18 protein-coding genes are annotated in these 21,250 nt (G+C 71.9%); 5 read left to right on the top strand and 13 right to left on the bottom strand.

Annotated elements, in window-relative coordinates:
* Window positions 1-26 precede the first annotated feature (26 nt).
* Window positions 27-653, top strand: coding sequence for a hypothetical protein (locus ACMATS_RS07410; protein WP_414167373.1), 627 nt, complete (start codon window positions 27-29; stop codon window positions 651-653).
* 151 nt (window positions 654-804) lie between these two features.
* Here the strand turns inward: ACMATS_RS07410 and ACMATS_RS07405 are convergent, their stop codons facing one another.
* The 10 genes from ACMATS_RS07405 to ACMATS_RS07360 form a co-directional block, all read right to left on the bottom strand.
* On the bottom strand, window positions 805-2,691 hold the full coding sequence (locus ACMATS_RS07405) for an ATP-binding cassette domain-containing protein (protein ID WP_414167372.1): 1,887 nt from the start codon (window positions 2,689-2,691) through the stop codon (window positions 805-807).
* A 106-nt stretch (window positions 2,692-2,797) separates the two neighbouring features.
* A complete protein-coding gene (locus tag ACMATS_RS07400; RefSeq protein ID WP_414170670.1) occupies window positions 2,798-3,280 on the bottom strand; it encodes a lasso peptide biosynthesis protein in 483 nt (160 codons plus the stop codon).
* Between the two features lie 5 nt (window positions 3,281-3,285).
* Window positions 3,286-3,492: a hypothetical protein gene (locus tag ACMATS_RS07395; RefSeq protein ID WP_390779732.1), complete on the bottom strand. Its 207-nt coding sequence runs from the start codon at window positions 3,490-3,492 to the stop codon at window positions 3,286-3,288.
* 77 nt (window positions 3,493-3,569) lie between these two features.
* Window positions 3,570-5,315 carry an asparagine synthase-related protein gene (locus ACMATS_RS07390; protein WP_414167371.1) on the bottom strand — a complete coding sequence of 582 codons (1,746 nt, stop codon included), beginning with the start codon at window positions 5,313-5,315 and terminating at the stop codon, window positions 3,570-3,572.
* Window positions 5,316-5,412: 97 nt separating this feature from the next.
* A complete protein-coding gene (locus ACMATS_RS07385; RefSeq protein WP_414167370.1) occupies window positions 5,413-5,583 on the bottom strand; it encodes a hypothetical protein in 171 nt (56 codons plus the stop codon).
* 137 nt (window positions 5,584-5,720) lie between these two features.
* Window positions 5,721-6,911 (bottom strand): M20 family metallopeptidase, encoded by a 1,191-nt coding sequence (locus tag ACMATS_RS07380; protein WP_414167369.1) that lies wholly within the window; start codon window positions 6,909-6,911, stop codon window positions 5,721-5,723.
* 16 nt (window positions 6,912-6,927) lie between these two features.
* A complete protein-coding gene (locus ACMATS_RS07375; protein ID WP_414167368.1) occupies window positions 6,928-7,710 on the bottom strand; it encodes an XRE family transcriptional regulator in 783 nt (260 codons plus the stop codon).
* A 112-nt stretch (window positions 7,711-7,822) separates the two neighbouring features.
* Window positions 7,823-9,508 (bottom strand): hypothetical protein, encoded by a 1,686-nt coding sequence (locus ACMATS_RS07370; protein WP_414167367.1) that lies wholly within the window; start codon window positions 9,506-9,508, stop codon window positions 7,823-7,825.
* Window positions 9,509-9,902: 394 nt separating this feature from the next.
* The gene (locus tag ACMATS_RS07365) at window positions 9,903-11,912 is read right to left on the bottom strand and encodes a transglycosylase domain-containing protein (RefSeq protein WP_414167366.1); all 2,010 of its coding nucleotides are present in this window, start codon (window positions 11,910-11,912) and stop codon (window positions 9,903-9,905) included.
* A 451-nt stretch (window positions 11,913-12,363) separates the two neighbouring features.
* Entirely contained in the window at window positions 12,364-13,359 is a 996-nt protein-coding gene (locus tag ACMATS_RS07360; RefSeq protein WP_414167365.1) for a hypothetical protein, read from the bottom strand.
* A gap of 144 nt (window positions 13,360-13,503) precedes the next feature.
* Between ACMATS_RS07360 and ACMATS_RS07355 the strand changes: the two genes are divergently transcribed.
* Window positions 13,504-14,115: a TetR/AcrR family transcriptional regulator gene (locus tag ACMATS_RS07355; protein ID WP_414167364.1), complete on the top strand. Its 612-nt coding sequence runs from the start codon at window positions 13,504-13,506 to the stop codon at window positions 14,113-14,115.
* A 100-nt stretch (window positions 14,116-14,215) separates the two neighbouring features.
* Here ACMATS_RS07355 and ACMATS_RS07350 read toward each other — a convergent pair whose 3' ends face one another.
* Together ACMATS_RS07350 and ACMATS_RS07345 are read right to left on the bottom strand one after the other, a co-directional pair.
* Window positions 14,216-15,217 carry an aldo/keto reductase gene (locus ACMATS_RS07350; protein ID WP_414167362.1) on the bottom strand — a complete coding sequence of 334 codons (1,002 nt, stop codon included), beginning with the start codon at window positions 15,215-15,217 and terminating at the stop codon, window positions 14,216-14,218.
* Window positions 15,217-16,578, bottom strand: a complete 1,362-nt coding sequence (locus ACMATS_RS07345) for a sugar porter family MFS transporter (protein ID WP_414167361.1) — start codon at window positions 16,576-16,578, stop codon at window positions 15,217-15,219. Before ACMATS_RS07345 ends, ACMATS_RS07350 begins: the two co-directional genes overlap by 1 nt.
* A 176-nt stretch (window positions 16,579-16,754) precedes the next feature.
* On the opposite strand from ACMATS_RS07345, the gene ACMATS_RS07340 reads away from it, so the two are divergent.
* The 3 genes from ACMATS_RS07340 to ACMATS_RS07330 are packed head-to-tail and all read left to right on the top strand — an operon-like array spanning window position 16,755 to window position 20,780.
* Window positions 16,755-18,272, top strand: coding sequence for a Y4yA family PLP-dependent enzyme (locus tag ACMATS_RS07340; RefSeq protein ID WP_414167360.1), 1,518 nt, complete (start codon window positions 16,755-16,757; stop codon window positions 18,270-18,272).
* A complete protein-coding gene (locus tag ACMATS_RS07335; RefSeq protein WP_414167359.1) occupies window positions 18,269-19,588 on the top strand; it encodes a pyridoxal-phosphate dependent enzyme in 1,320 nt (439 codons plus the stop codon). Before ACMATS_RS07340 ends, ACMATS_RS07335 begins: the two co-directional genes overlap by 4 nt.
* Before the next feature lies 1 nt (window position 19,589).
* The gene (locus ACMATS_RS07330) at window positions 19,590-20,780 is read left to right on the top strand and encodes an aminotransferase class V-fold PLP-dependent enzyme (protein ID WP_414167358.1); all 1,191 of its coding nucleotides are present in this window, start codon (window positions 19,590-19,592) and stop codon (window positions 20,778-20,780) included.
* Here ACMATS_RS07330 and ACMATS_RS07325 read toward each other — a convergent pair.
* Entirely contained in the window at window positions 20,755-21,231 is a 477-nt protein-coding gene (locus ACMATS_RS07325) for a hypothetical protein (protein WP_390779712.1), read from the bottom strand. The two genes, ACMATS_RS07330 and ACMATS_RS07325, sit on opposite strands and share 26 nt — an antisense overlap.
* Window positions 21,232-21,250: the final 19 nt, after the last annotated feature.

Here is a 21,250-nt window from a genome sequence, read left to right as displayed (position 1 = left end):
GTCACGCCGCCCACCGCGGCAGGCCGGTGGACGCCGGCCTGGTGGGCTCCCTGGAGTCCATCAGCCGCAACCTGACCACCGCGCCGACCGCGCAGCGCCAGTACACTGCGCCACTGCTCGACGACCAGTTGCAGATAGTCACCGGCCTTGTCGACAAGGGCCGCTACAACGAGCAGGTTGGAGAGCGCCTGCACCTGCTCGCCGCCTCGCTCGCCCAAACTGTGGGCTGGCACCGCTTCGACCACGGCCAGCACGCTGCCGCGGCCCGTTTCTGGCACGCCGCCGTGCACTCCGCCCATGCCGCCGACGACCGTGACCTCGGCGCCGGCGTCCTGTCGGACCTCGCTTACCAGGCGTTGTGGCTGCAGGATCCGAAGCTGTCGGCCACCATCCTCGAACGGGCTCTGCGTCGCCCCCTGCATCCGGCCGCACGGTCGGTGCTGTACCTGCGCAAGGCACGCGCCCACGCTGCCCTAGGCGAAGAGCGCACCTGCACCCAGGCTTTGGCTGCGGCCGAGCGTCACTTCGAGGCTGCGGCCGGTACGGGCACAGCACCCGCTTGGTGTGCCTGGATGTCCCACGCCGTTATGTGGTCTGTCAACCCGTACCAGCCGGGGAGTGTCTCAAGGTTTCGTTACTGCCGGGCCGCTTGACGAGACGTCGTGGGCCAGGCAGCAGCGGGCGGTTGTCAGGAGCCAGTGGCGATGATGGCTTCGGTGCGTGCGGCCTCGTCGAAGGTGCCGGGGCACAGCGATGGCCGCCTGGGGCTGCGCGGAGGGGAGAAGACCGCTGCTCCGGAGCTGATCAGTCCCGGTCTTCCTGCAACTTCACCATTTCGAAGAAGCCCCCGGCCTGGTCGATCAGCTCCTCGTACGTACCGCTCTCGGAAATGCGGCCCTGGTCGAGGACGATGATGCGGTCGGCGAGGCGGGTGTTGGCCAGCCGGTGAGTGATGAACACGGTCGCCCGCCCAGCGGCGAGCGCCCTGAGCCGGGTGTAAATCCGGTGCTCGGCGCGGGCGTCGAGCGCGGCGGTCGGCTCGTCCATCACAAGCACGGGGGCATCGCGGTGGAAGGCGCGGGCGACCGCGATGCGCTGCCACTGCCCGCCGGACAGGTCGTGTCCTCCCCACCAGGAGCGGGCCAGGGAGGTGTCCAGCCCGTGGGGCAGGTTGGCGATGACGGTGTCGGCGCCGGCTGCTTCGGCGGCGGCGTGCACGGCGGTGTCGCCGTCGGGGCGGGGCTGGCCGAGGGTGATGTTCTCGCGGGTGGCCAGCGGCCATTTGGTGTAGTCCTGCGGGACGAGCGCCACCTTGGACAGCACCCCGGCCGGGTCGGCATCCGCCAGGTCCACCCCGTCCCACTGCACTGAGCCCACGGTGGGGAGGAATAGCCCGGTCAGCATCCGGGCGAGGGTGCTTTTCCCGGCGCCGTTCTCGCCCACCAGCGCGATGACCTCACCCCGTTTGAGATCCAGGCTCACCCCGTCCAGCGCGGGCTGGTCGGCACCGGGGTAGGTGAACGAGACGCCCCGGGCTGTGATCACCTGCGGCCCGTCCTCGGAGACCTGGGCTGAACCGCGGCGGGCCGTCCACGGCTTGGCCACCGCGAGGAACCGGGCCCAATCGTCCAGGGACAGCGAGGTCCGGAACAGCCGCGCCCCGGCCCTCACCGTCGTGGCGAGCGCCGCCCCGGAGGTCCGCACCGCCAGCGCGGCGGTTCCCGCCGCGGCGAGCTCCATCCGGCCGGTGGCCACCAGGAGCACGAGCATGCCCCACGTCGCGGCCGTGCCCACAGCGGTGAGCGCGTCACCGACGCCCTGCACTACCAGGGCCTGCCTTGTTGCCCGGAGCTGTTCGGCCTCCAGGCGGCCGGAGACGATGCGGTACTGGCGGATCAGGAAGCCGGCCATGGTGCCCGCGCGGACCTCGTCGGCGGTGTTCCGCTCGGTGGTGTAGGAGCGGAAGACGTTGCGCAGGCGGGAGTCGGCGAGGTTGCGGTGGTGGGCGGCGTGCTCGATTCGCGCCCCGCGTACGGCGCCCCACGCGCACGGGAGCACGGAGAGGACCAGCAGCGGGAGCATCAGCCAGTGCAGGACGGTGACGACGGTCGCCGCAGCGGCCATCTGCGCGGCGGCGGAGGTCAGGAGCTGGGCGTCGAGGATGAGGTCGCCGGTCTTCTCGGCGCCGTCGGATGCGGCGGCGTGGGCGTCCTCGAAGTCCGGGTCCTCGTACGCGACCAGCTCGGCGGCCGTCGCCGCGGTGATGACCTCCAAGTCGGCTTCTCGTACGGCCTTCGGCGCGAGCCGGGCCGCGGCGGCGCGGGCGGCGGCGTCGAGCAGGTAGCGGCCGGAGGCGGCGATGGCGAGGACCACCACGGCGGTCAGGTTCTCGCGCAGCCCGGCGACGATGTCGCCGCCGGTGAACAGGGCGGAAAGCACGCGGGTGGTGGCCGCGAGCGCGGTCGCGGTGAGGGCTGCGGCGCCGATCTGACAGGTCAGCAGAGCCAGGACAGCACGTCGGTCGGTGCGCCAGCCGAGCCGGGCCGCATCAGCGAGGGTATGGGGCAGCCGGCGCGCTATCGCGGTGGTGGACAGGGTGACGCTCGCCTCGAAGTGCCGGTCGGAGGCCAGGCGCATCACGGGCGGCTGGCCCGCGCCGGAGACGGGCGGCGAGGATACGGAAGAACTCACGCCCCCATCAGGGAGCCGGACCAGGTGGCCGGGCAACGGGATTGTTCCGCATCCCCCTCATCGGCCCAGGTCGCCCGGGCCGAACGTCAGCCGCGACACCCGGTTTTCACCCGTTCGAGTTAGGTCGTGGCCCGAGGCGGGGAGGCATGGCGCCGGCCCCGGACCACGGCAGCCAGGGCCGCAACGGCACGGACAGGACCTGCATCCAGGGCCGGTCGACGGCGTCGCCGATGTCCCGGCCGACCGCCCCTTCGGGGACCTCGGCCCAGGCGTGTGCGGCGTCCGGCAGGAAGCGGGCGCCGAGCACCCAGCGGGCCTGGCGGCCGGTCAGCGCGGTCGCGATGACGGTGGCCAGGCTGATCTCCATGCACGCGATCCGGCCCGGCCACCACGAGGGGATCACCGCCCGCACCGCCGCATACAGGGCCTCGACGCGGGCCAGGCGAGCGAACGGAAGGCCGCGCAGCAGCCGCACGGCGGCGATCTGCCAGCGCAACGGCCACCAGCTCATCGTCAGGGACAGCGCGAGCGCGACGGCCGCGACCAGGCGGTCCCGTCGCGGTGCGGTGGGCCGGGCGGAGGGGACCATGACCGTCACCGCCACCACCTCCTTCGCGGGGCCGGACGGCCGGTGTCGACGAGCACGCCGGTGGCCACCAGGGCGTCGACGAACGCGACGATCTGCCCGTGGACGGCCTGCGGGTTCTGGCCGGTGGGGACGGCGATCTCGTCGGCGAGCCCGGCCGTGCCGCCGCGGACGGTGATGGCGTGCCAGATCTTCGAGGCGTCCGGATCGAACATCAGCCACGCGCCTCGCCGAACGTCGAGAACCGCCGTGCCATGCGGGCCGGTGGCGTGGTGAACGTGAGCGGCGGGAGTCAGCATGCCGCCTCCAGCGCGGTCGTCTGGCCGCTGAGCCACCAGCAGGTCACGAGCATCTGGTGCAGGTCGGCGATCACCGTGGCGCTCTGGCCCCGAGCTGCCTGCGCGAGCGCGGAGCGGACGGCCGCGGGGTCAATGAGCCCGCCGCCGACGAGCGGACTCGACACGATCAGCCCGTCGAGCCGGTCTCGATGCCGGGCGAGCCCGGCGATGCGCTGAGCGGTGAACGAGCCCTTCGAACGCCGTGAGGTCAGCCAGTCCGGGAGCTCGGGCACCGACTCGCGCAGCATCGGCTTGTAGGCCACCAGACCGCGGCGGGCGAGGGCCGGGACAGCGAAGGCGGCGCGGACGACGGTGTTGTCCAGGTACGGATACACCGGCCGGATACCGAGCGCGTGGCCGTACGGGATCCAGCCGCGGGCCGAGGCGCCCACCGACCGCAGGGCGGCCCACTGGTCGAACTCGTCCGCCAGCTCCGGCTGCTGGTCACCGGCGGCCTGCCTCAGCAGGGCTGCGACCTGGTGGCGGCCGTAGCCGGTCAGCCAGGACGCCCCGGCCCCCAGGCGGCACCACGACCAGCCGGCCACAGCGGCCTGAGGCGTGATGGGCCCGCGCTCCAGGGCCTGTGCCGCGCGTTCCAGGGAGCCAGCCCGGCCGAGGATGGCGGCCTCTTTGAGGGCCTTCCAGTACGGGCCCGGTGCGGTGTTGCGGAGCCGGGCGAACGCCACGACCTGGCGATGGGCCTCGCGCCGTCGGCCGTCTTGGAGGAGGCGGACCCAGCACGAGCTGGAGGCGTCGAGGACGATGTCCCCGCCGTGCCCGGTCAGGTGCAGCGGCAGCCCCCGTACCGGGCGCAGGTAGCTGGTGTCCATGGCGAACATCGCGGCCTCCAGCACCGGCTCCTTCCCGGTCGGCTGCCCGGGCGGAAAGGAGAACGGCAGCTGCTCGTCGGCGCCGATGTCGACCGTGTGCGCGATCCCGGTGTGCTCAGCGACGCGGGAGGCGAAGGCCATGTCCTCCCCGCTGGTGTAGCCGTCGGTGTACGTCACCGCGTGCACGGTCCCGGCGTCGGCCGCGAGCACGACGGCCGCCGAGGAATCCAGCCCACCCGACAGGTCCGCCCCCACCACCCCGCCGGCGGCACGGACCCGATGCTGGACCGCCTCAGTGATCACCTGCCCGAACCGGTCGGCACCCTCGCGCAGCTCGTCTACCGGCTCGACGCCGGAGACGTCGAGAAGCTGTGGCGGCGCCCCCGGCGCAAGCAGCAGCCCGAACCCGCCGGGCACCAGTCGGATTTGCTCGTACGGGCTGCGGTGCGGCCAGTGGTGCTCACCCGCCGTCAGCCGGGCCGCCAGCCACGGCAGATCCGGCACCAGCGGACGCCCCAGGAGGCGGGCCTCGGTCGCCCACGCAGCCCCGTCGTCGCCGCGCAGCGTGTAGTACACGGCCCGGATACCGGCCAGGTCGCCACACACGAACCGCTGCCGCCCGTCACTCGCGACCACCCAGTACGAACCCGGCCACCGGGTCAGCTCCACCCATCGGCCGGCCCTCACGGTCACCAGCGCGGCGTGCAGCTCCTGCCCGGTGACCGGGCAGTCGCCTACGACCGCGAGGGCGACCGGCCCTTCGGAGACTGCCTGCACCCACGTGCCCGGTGCTCGGCGGACGTCGCCGAGCCCATCGATCGCCACTCCGTCCGCGGCGGCACTGCCGCCGGTCATCCACTGCCGTTCCATCCGTTCGCCTCCCCTTCGATCAGCCCTGTGACGCGCCCGGGGGCCGGCCGTCGTACGGCCGGCCCCCGGGGTCCTCGGTCAGGTCCTGCGGGCTTTGTCAGCCCTCGAAGTAGTTCGACTTGTCCGAGTCGTTGAACACCTGGCGGCCCAGGGCGAGGGTCGCCACCGGGTGGGTGCTGATCTGCGGCGCGAAGCCGCCCGTGCTCGGCGCCGCGGCGGGCTTGTCCTCGACGGCGGGCTTGGTGGCGACGATGGTCTGCTCGGCCATGACTGGCCTCCCTTGTCATCGGTGGATGTGAGGTGGTGCTGCCTCTATGTCACCGCGACCGAAGATCTGTTCCCAGAGACGAAGATGGGGACTTGCTGGGAGTGGATCTGGGAGGAAACTGGGACGGGCCTGGGACGTCAGCCCCCAAGGAGGTCGAGCACGGCTCGCTGGTAGACGGCGTACACCGTGGGGAGTTCGGCGAGGTGGGCGCGCTCGTCGATGCCGTGCAGCCCCTCGTACGGCACCCCGAATCCGGCAGTGGCCCGGATTCCCTCGCCTGCCAGGAGGTTGCCGATGTTCGACGGCCCCGCGGTCTTCGCCCGCACCATAAGCCCGGCCGCGGCGGCGGCGTTCAGCAGGGCGGCGGCGGGCTGCTCGCCCTCGGTCAGGCGGAAGGGCGGCCACGTGGCGACGGGGGTGACCTCGGTCGGCTTCGGGGCGGGCAACTCTGCATCGAGTTCGGCGACGGCCTTGCGGACGAGCGTCTCGGCGTCGTGGGCGTCGAAGGTCGGGGTGGTGCGGATGTCGATGTTGAGGTCGCACCGGTCGGGGGTGACGGAGAAGCCCTGGCCGCCGTGGAAGGACGTGACCGACAGCTTCGGCGGCAGGGGGAAGGGCAAGGCTCCGTCGACGCCGGGCAGGTCGGCGGCCTCCAGGAGGCATACGAGGTGGGCGGCGCGGGAGATGGCGCCGACCACGGTCTTGCTGGACCCGGAGTGCCCCGAGGGGGCGTGGACCGCGAGGGTGGCCCGCCACAGGCCCCGGCCGCCGACCACGACCTCGTCCAGCCCGGGGTAGCCGATCATCACCCCGGCCGGGCGGGCCGCAGCGGCGTCGGCCAGGTAGGCGCGGGCGCCGCCGAAGCCGCCGGTGTGCTCATCCACGTCCAGGAGCACGGCGAGCCCGCCATGCAGGTCAGCGGCGCGGGGCAGCAGGTCGGCGGCGATGTGGCAGAACATCGCCGCGGCGAGCTTGGAGTCGGACGAGCCACGGCCGAGCAGCCATCCGTCCACGATGTCGCCGGAAGCCGGCGGAAAGGACCAGGCGGTCTCGTCGCCGTACGGGGCGGTGTCCACGCACGCGTCCAGCGTCCACCAGGCCCCCGGCCGGCCTCCGGGGATCTCCACCAGCAGCCCGACCAGCTCACCCGCCGCGTCGTGCAGGCGCCGGTGCGGCAGGATGCGGGCGGTCAGCCAGTCCTCCAGCACGCCCAAGACCGGCCCGTAGTCGTCGATCCCGGCCCGGCTCGGGCGCCGGACCAGCTCCTGGGCCAGCTCGACCACGGACGCCGTACGGGCCTCGGCCGCCTGCTGAAGGTTCTCGCTCACGGTTCTCCCCACCACGTCAGTTGTGCCGTACCGGCAGCGCGCGGACGGCCTCGATCGTCTCCACCGGCCGTGCGGACGCGCACGCCTCCCGCCCATGGTGGACCAGCCCGACGGCCGCCTCCCGGCTGAGTAACACGCCGCCGTCGAAGCCCTCGGCCCCGTGAAAACTGGGCAGCGGCACGACAGCGGCGGTCTCGGAGGCGACGAAGAACCTCTCCAGCGCCTCGGTGGGCTCCACCATCCCGATGTGCAGCGTCTTGACGCCGTTGCGGCGCGCGGACGGGTCGCGCAGCTCTAGCAGCCGCAGCAGGTGGTCGGCCAGCACGCGGTGCCGCGGAGGCCCGTACAGCACCCGGTAGTGGACCAGGTCCGGGTGCTGGGCCACGGCGGTCTCGATCGCCGCCAGGTACGCCTTTTCCCGGCTTCGGGAGCCGGTGACGACCAGGTGCTCGCGTGCCCCGGCGGCGACGTCCACCATCGCCTCGACCAGGTCCGTCCAGCGGGTGAGCACCTTGACCACCACCGCGGTGCCGGAGGACTCCAGCACACTGGTGGCCTCCGCACCGTCCTGATGGGCGAACAGCACCTCGGGCCGTTCCCGGTAGAGCTGGCACAGACCGGCCCGGTTCCGCTTGCCCGTACGGCGCCGGCCGGACTCCCACGCGCTCATCAAGCTCGCGTCCGTCGCACCGCCGGTGATCGCGTTCAAGGCGTCGGCGGCCTCCTCCAGCGTCATGTTCAGCGCGAGCCGGGCCCGCTTGAGCGCCGAGTCCGTATTGCTGTCCGCGGCCACGGACACCGCCCCCTCCCCATCGACCGGCGTGTACCCGTATTCATCCCCGCCCACCGGTAGTTCGGCAGGCCCTCACCTGCCCTTCGTAGAAGGTGCGAGCCGGCAGTAAGGCGTTTGGTCAGGGCGAGGGACGGCCCTGGACCGGAAGTGCCGTGACGTACTCGCCGGAATGTCGCAGCTGTTCGAGGAGACGGGCGTTTTCCGCTTCCAGCTCCACGTTGCGCAAGGTCAGGACCTGGATCAGTTCGTCGAGTTCGGTGGCGTAGTCGGTCAGGGCAATCACCTGCAGCCGGGGCAGGGCCTCCCGCTCCTTCTTCTTCATGTCCAGCTCGGTCAACGCCTGGTTCCGAGCGGTGCGCAGCCGGGGAACATGGACCGTAGACCGACGGGCATTCGGGCAGGTCAGGCACATATTGTGCAGGGGCATGGGCCGTCCTGTCGCCCTGGCCCGTTTGCGGCAGACCGCCGTCGATGCCCGGTAGAAGCAGTCGTTGAGGACGCCGGGGTGCAGAGTCTTGGCCAAGTGCTCCAGCATGGTGCGGAGCCGGGCCGGGGAAGCTACGACGCCGGGCAGATCGCCCAGTTCACGACGGATCCGTTCGAACTCCGCTGAGATACGATCGGCTGCCCTGCCGCTCGACGCGCCACCGTCGTTCCAGTCCCGGTAGATGTCCTCAAGGTAGTCCATGCGGGCCACCGCTTCGTTCGCCGCGACCTCCTCGGCGAAGCCGGACTCCGAGGTCCCCGCGTACCCCTCGAACATGACCGTTCGGGCGTGTGTGTACTGCCGTGCCCCGGCGACCACGCCGAAGGGTTGACGGGCGATATGCCAGGCCAGCGTGCGCCGGAACTGCCGGGTGTCGAACGCCCAGGGCACGCCGGCGGGATCGCCCGCATCAGCGCCGGCGTCAGGGTCGGCTCCAGTCGGTTCGGTGGTCTCATCGCCCGGGTCGTCAGGATCATCGGTGGGGTCGTAAGCGCTTGTGTCGTTGGGGATGTACAGGTCCTCGTCCGTGCTGAAGAGATCGTTGACGTGGTCGCGGAAGCGCCTCAACCGGTAGGGGACGGAGCCGAAGAGCTGGTAGCCGGTGTTCTCCGTACGCCAGTATCCGAAGAGGTGATCCGGGTCGTCGTGGAGCTGCAGGAGTACGTCGACGGCCTGGTGAACGATGTCGAGGACGACCCACTCGGCTTCCTCCCCGCTCAGCTTGCGGCCCTTGTAGACGCGTCCTCGGATCTTGTACCGGACCCGGCCGTCCTCGCCGGGCTCGGTGAAGGCGCACTCGCGGCTCAACAGGCGCACTTCGTCATCGCGAAGTCCTGAAAGGTAGGCAATCACCAGCCAGCAAGCCGTCCGAAGATAGTCGGTCTCCCGATTGATGCCCGTGGGGTCGAACCGCGGCCGCCACGGCTGGCCCGACTCGGGCCAGGTCGAGATCGGGGTATCAAGGCCACCGGCCTCGAAGCCCAGTTCAGCCCCGGCTTGCGCGACGAGACGGTCGATCCGGGCGTGGCCGCCGATCATCAGCTCGATCAGGGTGATATTCGGCGCCTGAAGCACTCCGTCCACCAGGGGCGCTTCCGGCTTGGTGTACGCGGATTCCAGAGGCAGAGCCGGTATGCCGCGTCCAGCGGCCCGACGCCGCGCGATGAACGCGGAGAACGCTGTCTCCTTCGCCCCGGGCATCGTATAGGGCCTGCGGCTCGCGGCTTCTTGCAAGGCCCTCAGTTCGGCCCGGGCCGCGCGTATGTCGCGGCTGGCGATGGTGACGTAGAAGAGGGCGGTCCGCAGCAGCGGCGCCATGATGTGCTCGGGGATCCGGTCCGTGCTGTTCTCACCCGAGCGGGGTGGCTGGCCTGCGACGGCCGTGGCTGTCCGGCCCGGCCATGGATGGAGCTCCAGTCCGTCGAAGTGAAGGAACGGGCTGCGGCGGAGTCGGTGCCGGCGGGGTGAGCCCTGTCAGGGGCGCGGGGTTGCTCACATATGCGGCTCCGCCGCGTGGGCGCGACCAGCCCCCACCGGCCCGCAGCCGACGCACTACCCCAGGGGTCCGGGGCGAAGCCCCTGGGGATACCCCCTGGGGGCACCCCCAGCGGTAGCTGGGGGAGGTAGCCGGGGGAGTACCTCGACTGCGGGCGCATCGTGGCTGATCGCGCAGCTCCCCGTGCCCCTTACGGGGCTCACCCTGACGGGGGCGCTAAAGCGCCCCCTCCATCGCATCGCGCCAGATCGGCCCCGCCAGCGTGCCGCCGAAGGCCTGGCCGATGACGGTGCCGCCGATGCTCTGCCCGTCGAGGTCCTGCGGGCTCGCGGGGTCGCTGACGACGGTGGCTCCGGACAGTTCGGAGGTGTAGCCGACGAACCAGACCTGCTTGCCCGCATCCGTGGTACCGGTCTTCCCGGCGCTGGCCCGGCCGTTCAGCCCCGCCGGTTTGCCGGTGCCGTCCTCGACGACGCCCTTGAGCATGGCCGACACGGCGTCGGCCGTACCCGAGGACATGGCCTGCCGGCAGCTTGCCCGCGGCACCGCGAGCTCCTTGCCGTCCGGCCCGGTGACGGAGGTGACGGCGACCGGGGTGCAGTAGGTGCCGTGGGCGGCGAACACGGCGTAGGCGTTCGCCATGTCCAGCGGGGTCAGGTCGTTGGTGCCCAGCGTCAGGGACGGCACGACCTGGAGCGCGTTCCCGTCGGCCTGGCGCGCGATGCCCAGCCGGCCGGCCATCGCGGCGACCTTGCACAGGCCCGTGTCGGCCTCCAGCTGGGCGAAGTAGGTGTTGACGGACTTGGCCATGGCCTCCGGCATCGCGAACGGGCCGACCAGGGACGGGCTGTCGTTGTGCACCTGCTGTCCGCCGCTCGTGTAGCCGTGCCCGGCGCAGTCGGTCATGTCCGGCCACGGCATGGAGTACGGGGACGGGTACTTGAGGTCCGGCCGGGCGCCGTCCTCCAGCGCCGCCGCCGCGACGACGGGCTTGAACGTGGAGCCGGTGGGGAAACCGAGCCCGCCGCCCATGGCCGTACCGACGTTGAGGTTCAGACCGGTCTCGTGCGCCCCCGTGCCGTAGTCGCGGCTCTGCGCCATCGCCACGATCCGGCCGGTGCCGGGCTGCACGAGGGTCGTCGCCGCGGCCGCCTGGTCGGTGGTGTAGACGTGGGAGGTCACGGACTGCTGAACTGCCTGCTGCGCACGGGGATCCAGGGTCGTACGGATCTGCAGGCCGCCGCGGTGCCACAGGGCCCGGCGGGCGGCGGCCGTGCTGCCGAACGCCGGATCGTCGAGGACGATCCGGCGGACGTAGTCGCAGAAGAACCCCTCGCCCTGCTGCGCGGTGATGCAGCCCTCGCGCGGCGGGTTCGGGTCGAGCTTCACCGGCGCGGCCATGGCCTGTTGGGCCTGTGCGGAGGTGATGGTGCCGTACTGGGCCATCTTGCGCAGGACGGTGTCACGGCGCTGCCGGGCCAGGTGCGGGTTGACGATCGGGTCGTAGGAGGACGGGGACCGGACCAGTCCGGCGAGCAGTGCCGCCTGCGGCAGGGAGAGGTCCGCGGCGTGGACGCCGAAGTACCGCTCCGCGGCGGCCTCGACGCCGTACGCCTGCTCGCCGAAGTAGGTGATGTTGAGGTAGTCGGTGAGGATCTCGTCCTTGGTGAGGGTCTTCTCCAGCTCGATCGCGTAGCGCAGTTCACGGATCTTGCGGTCGATGGTCTGACGCTGGGCCTGCCGCACCGCCTTCGGGTCGTTGCCGGCCTCCTCGACGAAGACGTTCTTCACGTACTGCTGGGTGAGGGTCGAAGCGCCTTGTACGACACTGCCGTTGGTGGTGTTGCGGTCGAGCGCACGCAGGACGCTCTTGAGGTCTATCGCACCGTGCCGGTAGAAGCGGCTGTCCTCGATGTCGACGAGGGCCTTGCGCATCAGCGGGGCTATCCGGTCGCCGGGCACGACGGTCCGGTTGCGGTCGTAGACGGTGGCGATGAGGCCGCCGCTCGCGTCGTAGATGCGGGAGGACTGGGTGAGGGGCGAGGAAGTGAGGAGGTCGGGAAGGCCGTTGAAGTCGTCGGTCGCGGTTTTGGCGCTCAGACCGAGTACGCCGAGGGCGGGCATGGCCATGCCCGCGAGGAGGAGGCCGGCCAGGGCGCCGGCGGCGAGCAGTCGGTAGACGTTGGCGAGCGTCGAACTGGTCCGGCGGGGGCGCAGCAGCGGCATGTCGGAACCATACGGGGCGAACCTGTGGTTTCGCCCCGAAGTCGGCGGTTCCGGTTCGGCGTTCGGGGCGGCGGTCTGTCGGCTGCGGGCCGGTTGTGGTTGCTCGCGCAGTTCCCCGCGCCCCTTCTAGGGCGAGAAGACCGTATCTCGCAGATGCAATGCCCGGCGATGGGGCTGTTGCAGTGTCCTCGCAGGCCGTGCAGCATCACGTGCTCCGCGGTGATCTCGGTCATGGTCCGTTCGTCGTCGAGCCGGGACAGCAGACCGGCAACGGCTCCGTCGTCCTGGCGGCATTCCAGGCCGAGTGCGCCGGCGCCGACGGGAGGCAGCATCTCGTCGAGGGTGAACACCTGGCGGCCTCGGCGTCCCGTCGGGCTTCTCGACGCGGGAGCCCACGGCGCCTCGGACCCGTACGACGCTGAGGTCGTCGCCCATGGTTCCGAATTCCCACTCACACGTCGTTTGCCATGGCTCCGGCCCGGCGCAGCCGGCGGTGTGCTGCCGCCAGCAGGGCCAGCACGCCCAGCATCAACGCCGCGTTGGCGGCGTACTTCGCGGCGTACGCCACCTGCCCGTTGGGCTCGACGACGAACGACAGGCCCGCGTTGACCACCAGAGCGGAGCCGCTGACGGCCAGGACGTGCGTCCGCCCCCACTGGGCCCGGCTCGACCACCGCAGCAGTAGTGCGGCACCCAGTGACAGGGACAGCACGTCCAGCGCGACCCCCGCCCAGGCCGGAGGGACCAGCTGATGGGTGGCCAGCAGCGCCACGGCGGTGCAGGCAGTCAGCCACGGAGGCGGCGGGACCCGCCCGGGCCTCGGCCCTCTGTGGCGCGGCAGTGTGAAGGCGAGTGCGACGAGGGCCAGCACGATTGCTGCGGTGACGCCGAGTTGGACGGGGCTCGCCATGAACTTCTTGGTGTGCTCCCTGAAGATGACCGCGGCACCGAGGCAGTACAGCAAGGCCATCACGGCCATGCCGCCCCGGCGCAGCCACGGGCGGTCGGCGAGTCGTGGGGTGAGGGATTCGACCACGGCGATCGGTGCGGCGAAGCTCCAGATCACGTGGCCTGCAAGGAAGTTCAGCGTGTGCTGGAGGCTGATGCCCAGAACGGGGACGAGGGTGGACGACCGCTCCCGGTCCCAGGACGGCTCGTCGACGAAGTGCGGATTGAACAGGCTCTGGTCGACCAGTCCGGCCTGGACAAGCCCGAATGCCGCGCTCAGCAGCAGGATCGTCGGCCAGCCCCGCCCGGTCCGGCGGGCGGCCTCCCGGATCATCACGGCCACGGCGCCGTAGAGCGGGGAGAGGATGAGCAGCCCCGCGAGCAGCTCCCGCGGACGGCCGATGATCTGGTCGTAGCCGATCAGGTACTCGGCGCAGACCGGGGAGAGCAGTAACAGCCCCAGTGCCGGTAACCATCGGTGGTGTCGTGCGGTGTCCACGGTGCGTCCCCTTCCCGAGCCGGTCCGGGCGGAGCGGCTGAAGCAACTCCATCATAAACCGAGTGCTCGGTCTATTAATGCCGGCCGGCCGCGGCCGGGGCGTAGTCTCTGATCGCAGACCCGGACAGAACAGAGAAGGACGGCATGAGGACGGTCGACCCGGCCAAGCACCAGGCGCGGAAGCGGCACATCGTGGACGCCGCGACGGTGCTCTTCGCCACCAAGGGCTTCGAGCGCACCACAACGGCCGAAATCTGCAAGGCGGCCGGCATGAGTGCCGGCAACCTCTTCCACTACTTCCCCAACAAGCGGGCCGTCTTCCTCGCCGTCTTCGAGGGCGACCGGGACGACAAGGCGGAACGCCTGGTGCAGGCCCGGTCCGCCGAGGACCCGTGGCGAGCCCTGCTGGAGGTCGTCGACCTCCTCGCCGCACCGGCAGCGGAGCCGCTGGCACCACCGCTGGTCATGGAGGCGATGGTTCAGGCGTACCGGGATCCCGAACTCGAAGCCGTACTCAGCCGCAGCAACGCCGAGGAACACGCCACGGTCGCCGCACTGATCAGGAAGGCCGCCGCCGCCGGGCAGGTGGACCCCGGGCTGGACCCGGACGGCGCCGCCTCGTGGGTCCTGGCCATGGTCGCCTCCCTCTACACCAGTGCCGCCGGCGACCCGGCCTTCGAGCCGGCCGAGCAACTGCCCACCCTCCGGCTCATCCTGCGCCGGTTCCTCTGTGCGGGGCCGAAGGAATCGAGCTGACCCCCTTGTCGAGGATGCCGCTGTCCAGGATGCCGCGGACCCACAGGAGTCGGCGGGACGGCTGACAGCCGCCCGGCCGGCACGTCTCATTCTGAAACGATCAGTCTCGTCGGCTGCGGGGCGTCACCGGCTGCTCGCGCAGTTCCCCGCGCCTCGGCAGCAACCCGGAGCCGTCCAACTCCGCCCAAAGTTCCGCCGGTACCGTCAAGCCGGCCAACCGCACGTCCTCCGCGACCTCCGTCGCACTCCGCATCCCCACCAACACCGAAGCAACCGCAGCATCCCGCGCCGCCCACGCCAGCGCCGCCGCCGCAAGCGGCACCCCGTACCCCCGGCACACCGTGGCGATCCGCCGCGCCCGTGCCACCACAGCGGGCGGCGCAGCCGCGTAGTCGTACGCCGCCCCCGGCCGAGGACCGGCCAGCACCCCGCTGTTGAACACCCCGGCGGCGACCGCCGCCACCCCCTCCCGCCGGCACAGCGGAAACAACTCCCGCTGCGCGCTGCCGTCCAGCAGACTGCAGCGCCCGGCGCACAGCACCACGTCCAGATCCGTCTCGGCCACGAACCGCGCCAGCATGGCGCTCTGGTTCATCGCGGCCCCGATCGCCCGCACCACGCCCTCCGCCCGCAACTGCGCCAGCGCAGGGAACGCTTCATCAGCGGCCTGCTCCCAGTGCTCGTCCGGGTCGTGGACGTACACCACGTCCACCCGGTCCAGACCGAGCCGTCCCAGGCTCGACTCCAGGCTGCGCAGCACCCCGTCGCGGCTGTAGTCGCGGATCCGTACCCGGTCCGGTGCGCCCGTGAACTCGGGCGCGCCCCCGTCCCCCTCCGCGCCGAGCAGGCGCCCCACTTTCGTGGACACCGTGAACGCGTCCCGCGGACGCCCCCGCAGTACAGCCCCCAGCCGCTGTTCGGACAGGCCCGCGCCGTAGTGCGGGGCCGTGTCGAAGTAGCGGATCCCGGCCTCCCAGGCCGCCGTCACCGCGCCCTCCGCCTCGGCCTCCGTCACCGGGCGGAACAGGCCGCCCAGCGGGGCGGCGCCGAAGCCGATCCGTGTGACGGGGACGCCGGACCGGCCGAGCACGGCAGTCTCCATCAGCCCCTCCGCCTCCAGTACGCCTCGATCTGTTCCAGCGAACGCCCCGCCGTCTCCGGCACGTTGCGCAGCACGTACCAGGCGGCCACCGCCGACAGCGCCGCGAACACCCCGAACACCCCGCTGCCCAGCGCCCGCAGCACGTCCGGGAACACCAGCGCGAAGGAGAAGTTGAGCAGGTACTGGGTGAACGTCACCACGCCCATGCCGAGCGCCCGTGCCCGCAGCGGCAGCACCTCCGGGCAGTACAGCCAGAACACCGGGCCGAGGCCGAAGCCGAAGGCGAAGGTGTAGACGAAGACGCACAGCACGGCGAGGACGGTGACCTGCGGGAAGAGCGCCAGCAGGACCATCGGCGGTGCTTGGGCGGCCAGGGAGATCGTCAACAGTCTTACCCGTCCCAGGCGTTCGATGAAGGGGAGGGAGAGTGCCGTCGAGAGGACGAGCGCCGCGCCCACGCCGTAGTTGGCCATCGTGCCCGCTCCCGCGCTGCCGCCCCCGGCCACGTGGGAGAAGATGACGGGGGCGTAGTAGACGACCGCGTTGATCCCCGTGAACACCTGGAAGAACGTCAGCGTCAGCGTGATGCGCAAGGCCGGCCGGTACTGCCCCAACAGCTCCTGCACGCCCGCGTGCTGCTCGGCCAGGCTCGCGCGGATCCCGGCCACTTCTTCGTCCGCGGTCCGGGCGTCGGCGCGCAGCCCGCGCAGCACCCGGGCCGCCTCGGCCTCGCGGCCCCGCAGCATCAGCCAGCGCGGGCCCGGCGGGCTCGCGACGATGCCGGCCAGGAAGAGCGCCGCCGGGAGCGCCCCGAGACCCAGCATCCACTGCCAGGCCCCCGCGTCCGACAGTGCGTCGTCGACGGCGTAGGCGAGCAGGATGCCGACGTTGACGGCGAGTTGGTACAGCGCCGTGATCCGGCCGCGCAGGTGCTTCGGCGCGAGCTCGCTGAGGTGGATCAGGCCGAACATGTTCGCCAGGCCCACCGCGAAGCCCAGGACGAAGCGGGAGGCCAGCAGCACCGCGGCGTTCGGCGCCAGGCCGCAGCCCAGCGAGCCGACGAGGAACACGGCACCCGCCAGGATCAGCAGGTGCCGCCGGTCCCAGCGCCGTGCGGCCAGCGAACCGGCGACGATCGCGGGCAGGGCGCCGAGCAGGATCAGGCTGGTGACCAGGCCCTGCCCGGTGGAGTCCAGCCCGAAGCGGTCCGACAGCGGCGCCAGCGCGCCGGAGATCGCCCCGGAGTCGTACCCGTACAGCACACCGGACATGCCGCCCAGCGCCGCCACGAGGTGCACGCGTCCCGGCACCCTCGCGGCGGACGGTCCGGCGGCGCCGGTTCTCGGCGGCGTCTGCGTCACGGAACCTCCTCGGCCGACAGGTGAACTCCCCAAGGGAATGCGGCTGTTCGCCGCCGGAGCAAGAGGGCCCTCACGGCCACGGCCTGCCGACAGACAATGGACGGCACCGGGACGGAAGGCAATCATGGGCTCATGCCGGCCGCGGTCGCGTCCGCCCGAGGGAGGGGGGAACGGGGATGAGCGAGGCCCCTGTGCACCCGGAACAGCCGAACCCGGAACAGCCGTACCTGGAACCGCTGTACCTGGAACCGCGGCTGGAGCCGCCGCTCGCCCCGCTGCTCGACTCCGGCGCGTTCCTGCACGCGCTCGCCGACGCCCTCGGCTCCCCGCTCGCCGTCCTGCTGCCCGACCGGATCGCGGAGAACGTGGAGCACTTCCGCGCGGTCTACCGGCGCCACCACCTCTCCGGCAGCGTCTTCTTCGCCCACAAGGCGAACCGGTCCAGTGCCCTGGTGCGACGGCTCGCCGTGACGGACGCCGCCCTCGACGCGGCCTCGCTCGGCGAGCTGCAGCACGCCCTCGGCGCGGGGTTCACCGCGGACCGCATCGTGGCCACCGGGCCCAAGGACCCGGAGTTCCTCTGGCTGGCCGCACTGACCGGGGCCACCGTCCATATCGACGGCCGGGGGGAGCTGGAGGAGCTGGCGGGCCTCGTCCGCAAGCACGGCCTGCCCCGGGTGCGGGTCCTGCTGCGGCTCTCGGACTTCCGCGCGCCCGGCGTCCGGATCCGGTCGCGGCCCAGCCGCTTCGGCACCTCCGCCGGGTCGCTGGACCAGCTGCTGGACGCCGTCGAACGCCACCGTGACACCGTAGAACCCACCGGCACTGCCTACCACTTGGACACCACCAGCCTCGACGAGAAGGCGGTGGCCCTGGAGGGCTGCCTGCACGCCATGGACGCCCTGCGCCGCCGCGGCTTCCGGCCGCGCGCCGTCGACGTCGGCGGCGGCTTCGGCGTGAACTACCTCGCGCACGGCGACCAGTGGGACCGCTACACCACCGCGCTGACCCACGCCGTCCTCGGCAGGCGGCCCCCGCTGACCTGGGCCGGGCACGGCTACGGCCTGCGCGCCGAGAACGGCACGTTACGCGGCACCCTGGGCCTGTACCCCTCCCACCGCCCGGTCGCGGGCGCCGCCTACCTCGACGCACTGCTCTCCCTGCCGGCCCCCTCCCTCGGCCGCCCGCTGGGCGCCCTGCTGCTGGAGAACCTCTACGACCTGCACACCGAGCCCGGCCGCGCCCTGCTGGACCAGTGCGGGTTCACCCTCGCCCGGGTGCTGGAGGTCCGGCGGACCGACTCCGGCGAGCAGCTGGTACGGCTCGCGGCCAAGGCCAGCGACATCGGCCTGGAGGAGCACGGCGTGCTCGTCGACCCCGTCCTCGTCGGACGCGACGGCGACGACGGCGAAGGCCCGGGCGGGCCGCCGACGGGCGTGCACCTCACCGGCAGCCTGTGCCTGGAGAGCGACCTCATCACCCGCAGGACGGTGTTCCTGCCCCGCCCGCCGCTCCCCGGCGACCTGCTGGCCTTCGCCAACACCGCGGGCTACTGCATGGACTTCGGCGCCACCCGTGCACAACGGCAGCCTCCCGCCCGCAAGGTCGCGGTCCACCGCGCGGCGGGCGGCTGGCGATGGTGCCTCGACGAGCAGTACTGGCCGATCACGCGGCAGGGGGACGGACAGGCATGAGGTACGACAGCATCACCGAGGTCATCGGGAACACCCCGCTGGTCCGCATCGACCCGGCCGTGCACGGCCTGCGCCGCGTCGACCTCTACGCGAAGCTGGAGATGCTCAACCCCTTCGGCTCCGTCAAGGACCGGGCCGCCTGGCACATGGCCCGGCCCGGCCTGCCCGGCGCCGTCCGGCGCGGCGAGACCGTCGTCGAGCTGTCCAGCGGCAACACCGCCAAGGCCCTGGCCCTGATCGCCGGCATGCACGGGCTGCCGTTCAAGAGCGTCACCAACCGGATGCGCATCCCGGAGATCAAGGACCTGTTGCTGCTGCTGGGCGCCGAGATCGAGGAACTGCCCGGCCAGACCGAGTGCCTGGACCCGACGCTCACCGAGGACCCGCTGACCCTCTTCCACCGCGAGCTCACCCGGCCCGGCAGCGCCCACCTGCACACCGACCAGTACTTCAACGACCGCAACACCGAGGCCCACGCGACGGGCACGGGCCCGGAGATCGTGGCCGACCTCGACGGCCGCGCCCCCGACTGGTTCATCGCCTGCATCGGCACCGCGGGCTCCTCGACGGGGGTGGCCCGCGTGCTGCGCGCCCACGACCCGGGCGTCCGGGTCGTCGGACTCGTCGGCAGGAAGGCCGACTTCATCCCCGGCATCCGTACCGTCGACGAGGTGCACGAGGTGGGCCTCTTCGTCCCGGACACCTACGACACGATCGAGGCCGTCGGCACCGACGAGGCCATCGACGGCATGCTCACCCTGGCCCGCCGCTGCGGCATCCTCGCCGGACCGACCGGGGGAGCGGCCTACTACGGGGCCGTCCGTCATCTTCGGGCCGCCGAGGAGGAGTTGACGGAGCGTGCCACCGCGGTCTTCATCGTCTGCGACCGCGGCGAGAGCTACCTCAGCTACGTGCGCAGGCACCGCCCCGAGCTGTTCAACCGACCGCCGGTGAAGAACTCCGTGGCCACCCTCACCCCCGCCGAGGTGCAGTCGGCGGCGGCCGTGGAGACCGCGGCCGCCCAGCGGTGGATCGCGGAACAGCAGCCCCTGGTCATCGACCTGCGCAGCCCCTTCGCCTACGCCGCCCTGCACATCGAGGGGTCGGTCAACATCGTCGACGAGATCTTCGACGAACTCCTGCGGGGCGGACTGCCGTTCAGCAAGCAGCAGCCCCTCCTCCTGGCCTGCCCGGTCGGCGAGCAGTCCGCCCGCTACGCCGCCCTGCTGACCCGCATGGGCCACCCCGACGCGCGCAGTCTGGCCGGCGGCATCATCGCCTGGCGCGACGCGGGCGCCCCGCTGGTGCGTGAGTGACATGACGGGACCGCTGGAGGACCTCGCCGCCTGGCAGCGCGCCCTGCGCGCCCAGTTCCCGATCGTCGTCGCGCACCCGGAGCTGGCCTACCTGGACAGCGCGGCCACCTCCCAGAAGCCGCAGGCCGTCCTGGACGCCGTGCAGCACTACCTCACCACGAGCAACGCCAACGCGGGCCGGGGCACGTATCCCTGGGCCAACGCCACGACGGCGCTGGTGGAACGGACCCGCGCCCGGGTCAAGGAGTTCCTCGGCGACCCGGCTCCCGACCGCTCCGCCGTGCACTTCACCGCCGGCACGACGGACGGCCTGCGCACCGTCGCCCGCGACTGGCTGCCCGCGCACCTCGCCGACGGGGACGAGATCGTCGTCCCGTTCGCCGACCACGAGGCCAATCTGACGCCCTGGCTGGAGGCCCGGGACCTGCTGGCGCGGCAGGGCGTACGGATCCGGGTGCGGGAACTGCCGTACCAGGAGGGCTCCGGCGACTACGACCCGGCGGCGCTGGCCGCCGCCGTGGGCCCGCGCACCCGCTTCGTCGCGGCCACGCACGTGCACCACGTCTACGGCGGCGACATGAACGTCCACCGCATCCGGCAGGCGGTGGGTCCGGACGTGCCCGTCTGTCTGGACGCGGCCCAGAGCGTCGGCCACCTGCCGGTCTCCGTGGCCGAGTTGGACGTGGACTTCGTGGTCTTCTCCGCGCACAAGGCGATGGCCCTGCCGGGCACGGGCGTGGTGTGGTCGCGCGGCCGCCGCGGCCCGCGCTTCTCGCCCGGCGGCTGGGACGGCACCCCGAACACGGTCGGCATCGCGGCGCTCTCGGCGGCCCTGGACTGGCTGGAGGAGGCGGGCCCGGACCGCATCGCGCAGTGGTGCGCGGCCCTGGCGGCCCGGCTGACCGACGGCCTGAGCCGGCTGCCCGCCTACCGGGTGCTGGGCTGCGGCCTCAGCCTGGCGGCGGACTCCCGCGTGCAGCGGCGCACCGCGATCGTCACCTTCCGGCACCGCGACATCGGCTCCGGCGACCTGGGCTTCATCCTCTTCAGCCACGGCTTCATGGTGCGCACGGACAACCACTGCCAGGCCGGGGCGGGGGAGCGGGAGCACTCCGTGCGGGTCAGCCTGCACGTCCACAACACCGTGGAGGAGATCGACGGCCTGCTCAGCGTCCTCGCCGGCCTGCCGTGAGGTGCCGGAGCTTCTCGATCGTCAGTCCGATGGTGTTGACGGAGTCCCGGATCCGGTCGTTCTGCTGGTGGCTGCAGACCTTCTCGCTGACGTGGTCGCGGGCCTCGGCGACCAGGTCCCCGATCATGACGAGGACCATGGCCGTCGTGGCCTGCCCGCTCGTCACCGAGTCGATGTCCCAGTGCGCGTGGACGCCCAGCTCCACGACGAGCACGGCGATCATCAGGGCGGACCAGATGCCGGTCTTCTTCAGGAACGCCACCAGGTTGACGTTCTCGTGCCGCAGGGCGATGGCCATGCTGGCCAGCAGGACCAGCCCGCCCATGACGGCGAGGGACTTCCAGGACTGGTGGAAGACGTCCATGCCGAGGGCCAGCAGGACGAGGACCCAGGCGGTGCCCTGGACGAGGGCGCGCTCGTCATAGGCGCGCGTTGCCGGTGTCTGCGTCATGCCTCTCAGGGTAGGGGTC

Source organism: Streptoverticillium reticulum (genome assembly GCF_047456005.1).
Classification (GTDB): Bacteria; Actinomycetota; Actinomycetes; order Streptomycetales; family Streptomycetaceae; genus Streptomyces; species Streptomyces reticulum.
This window is presented reverse-complemented; position numbering and strand designations above follow the sequence as displayed.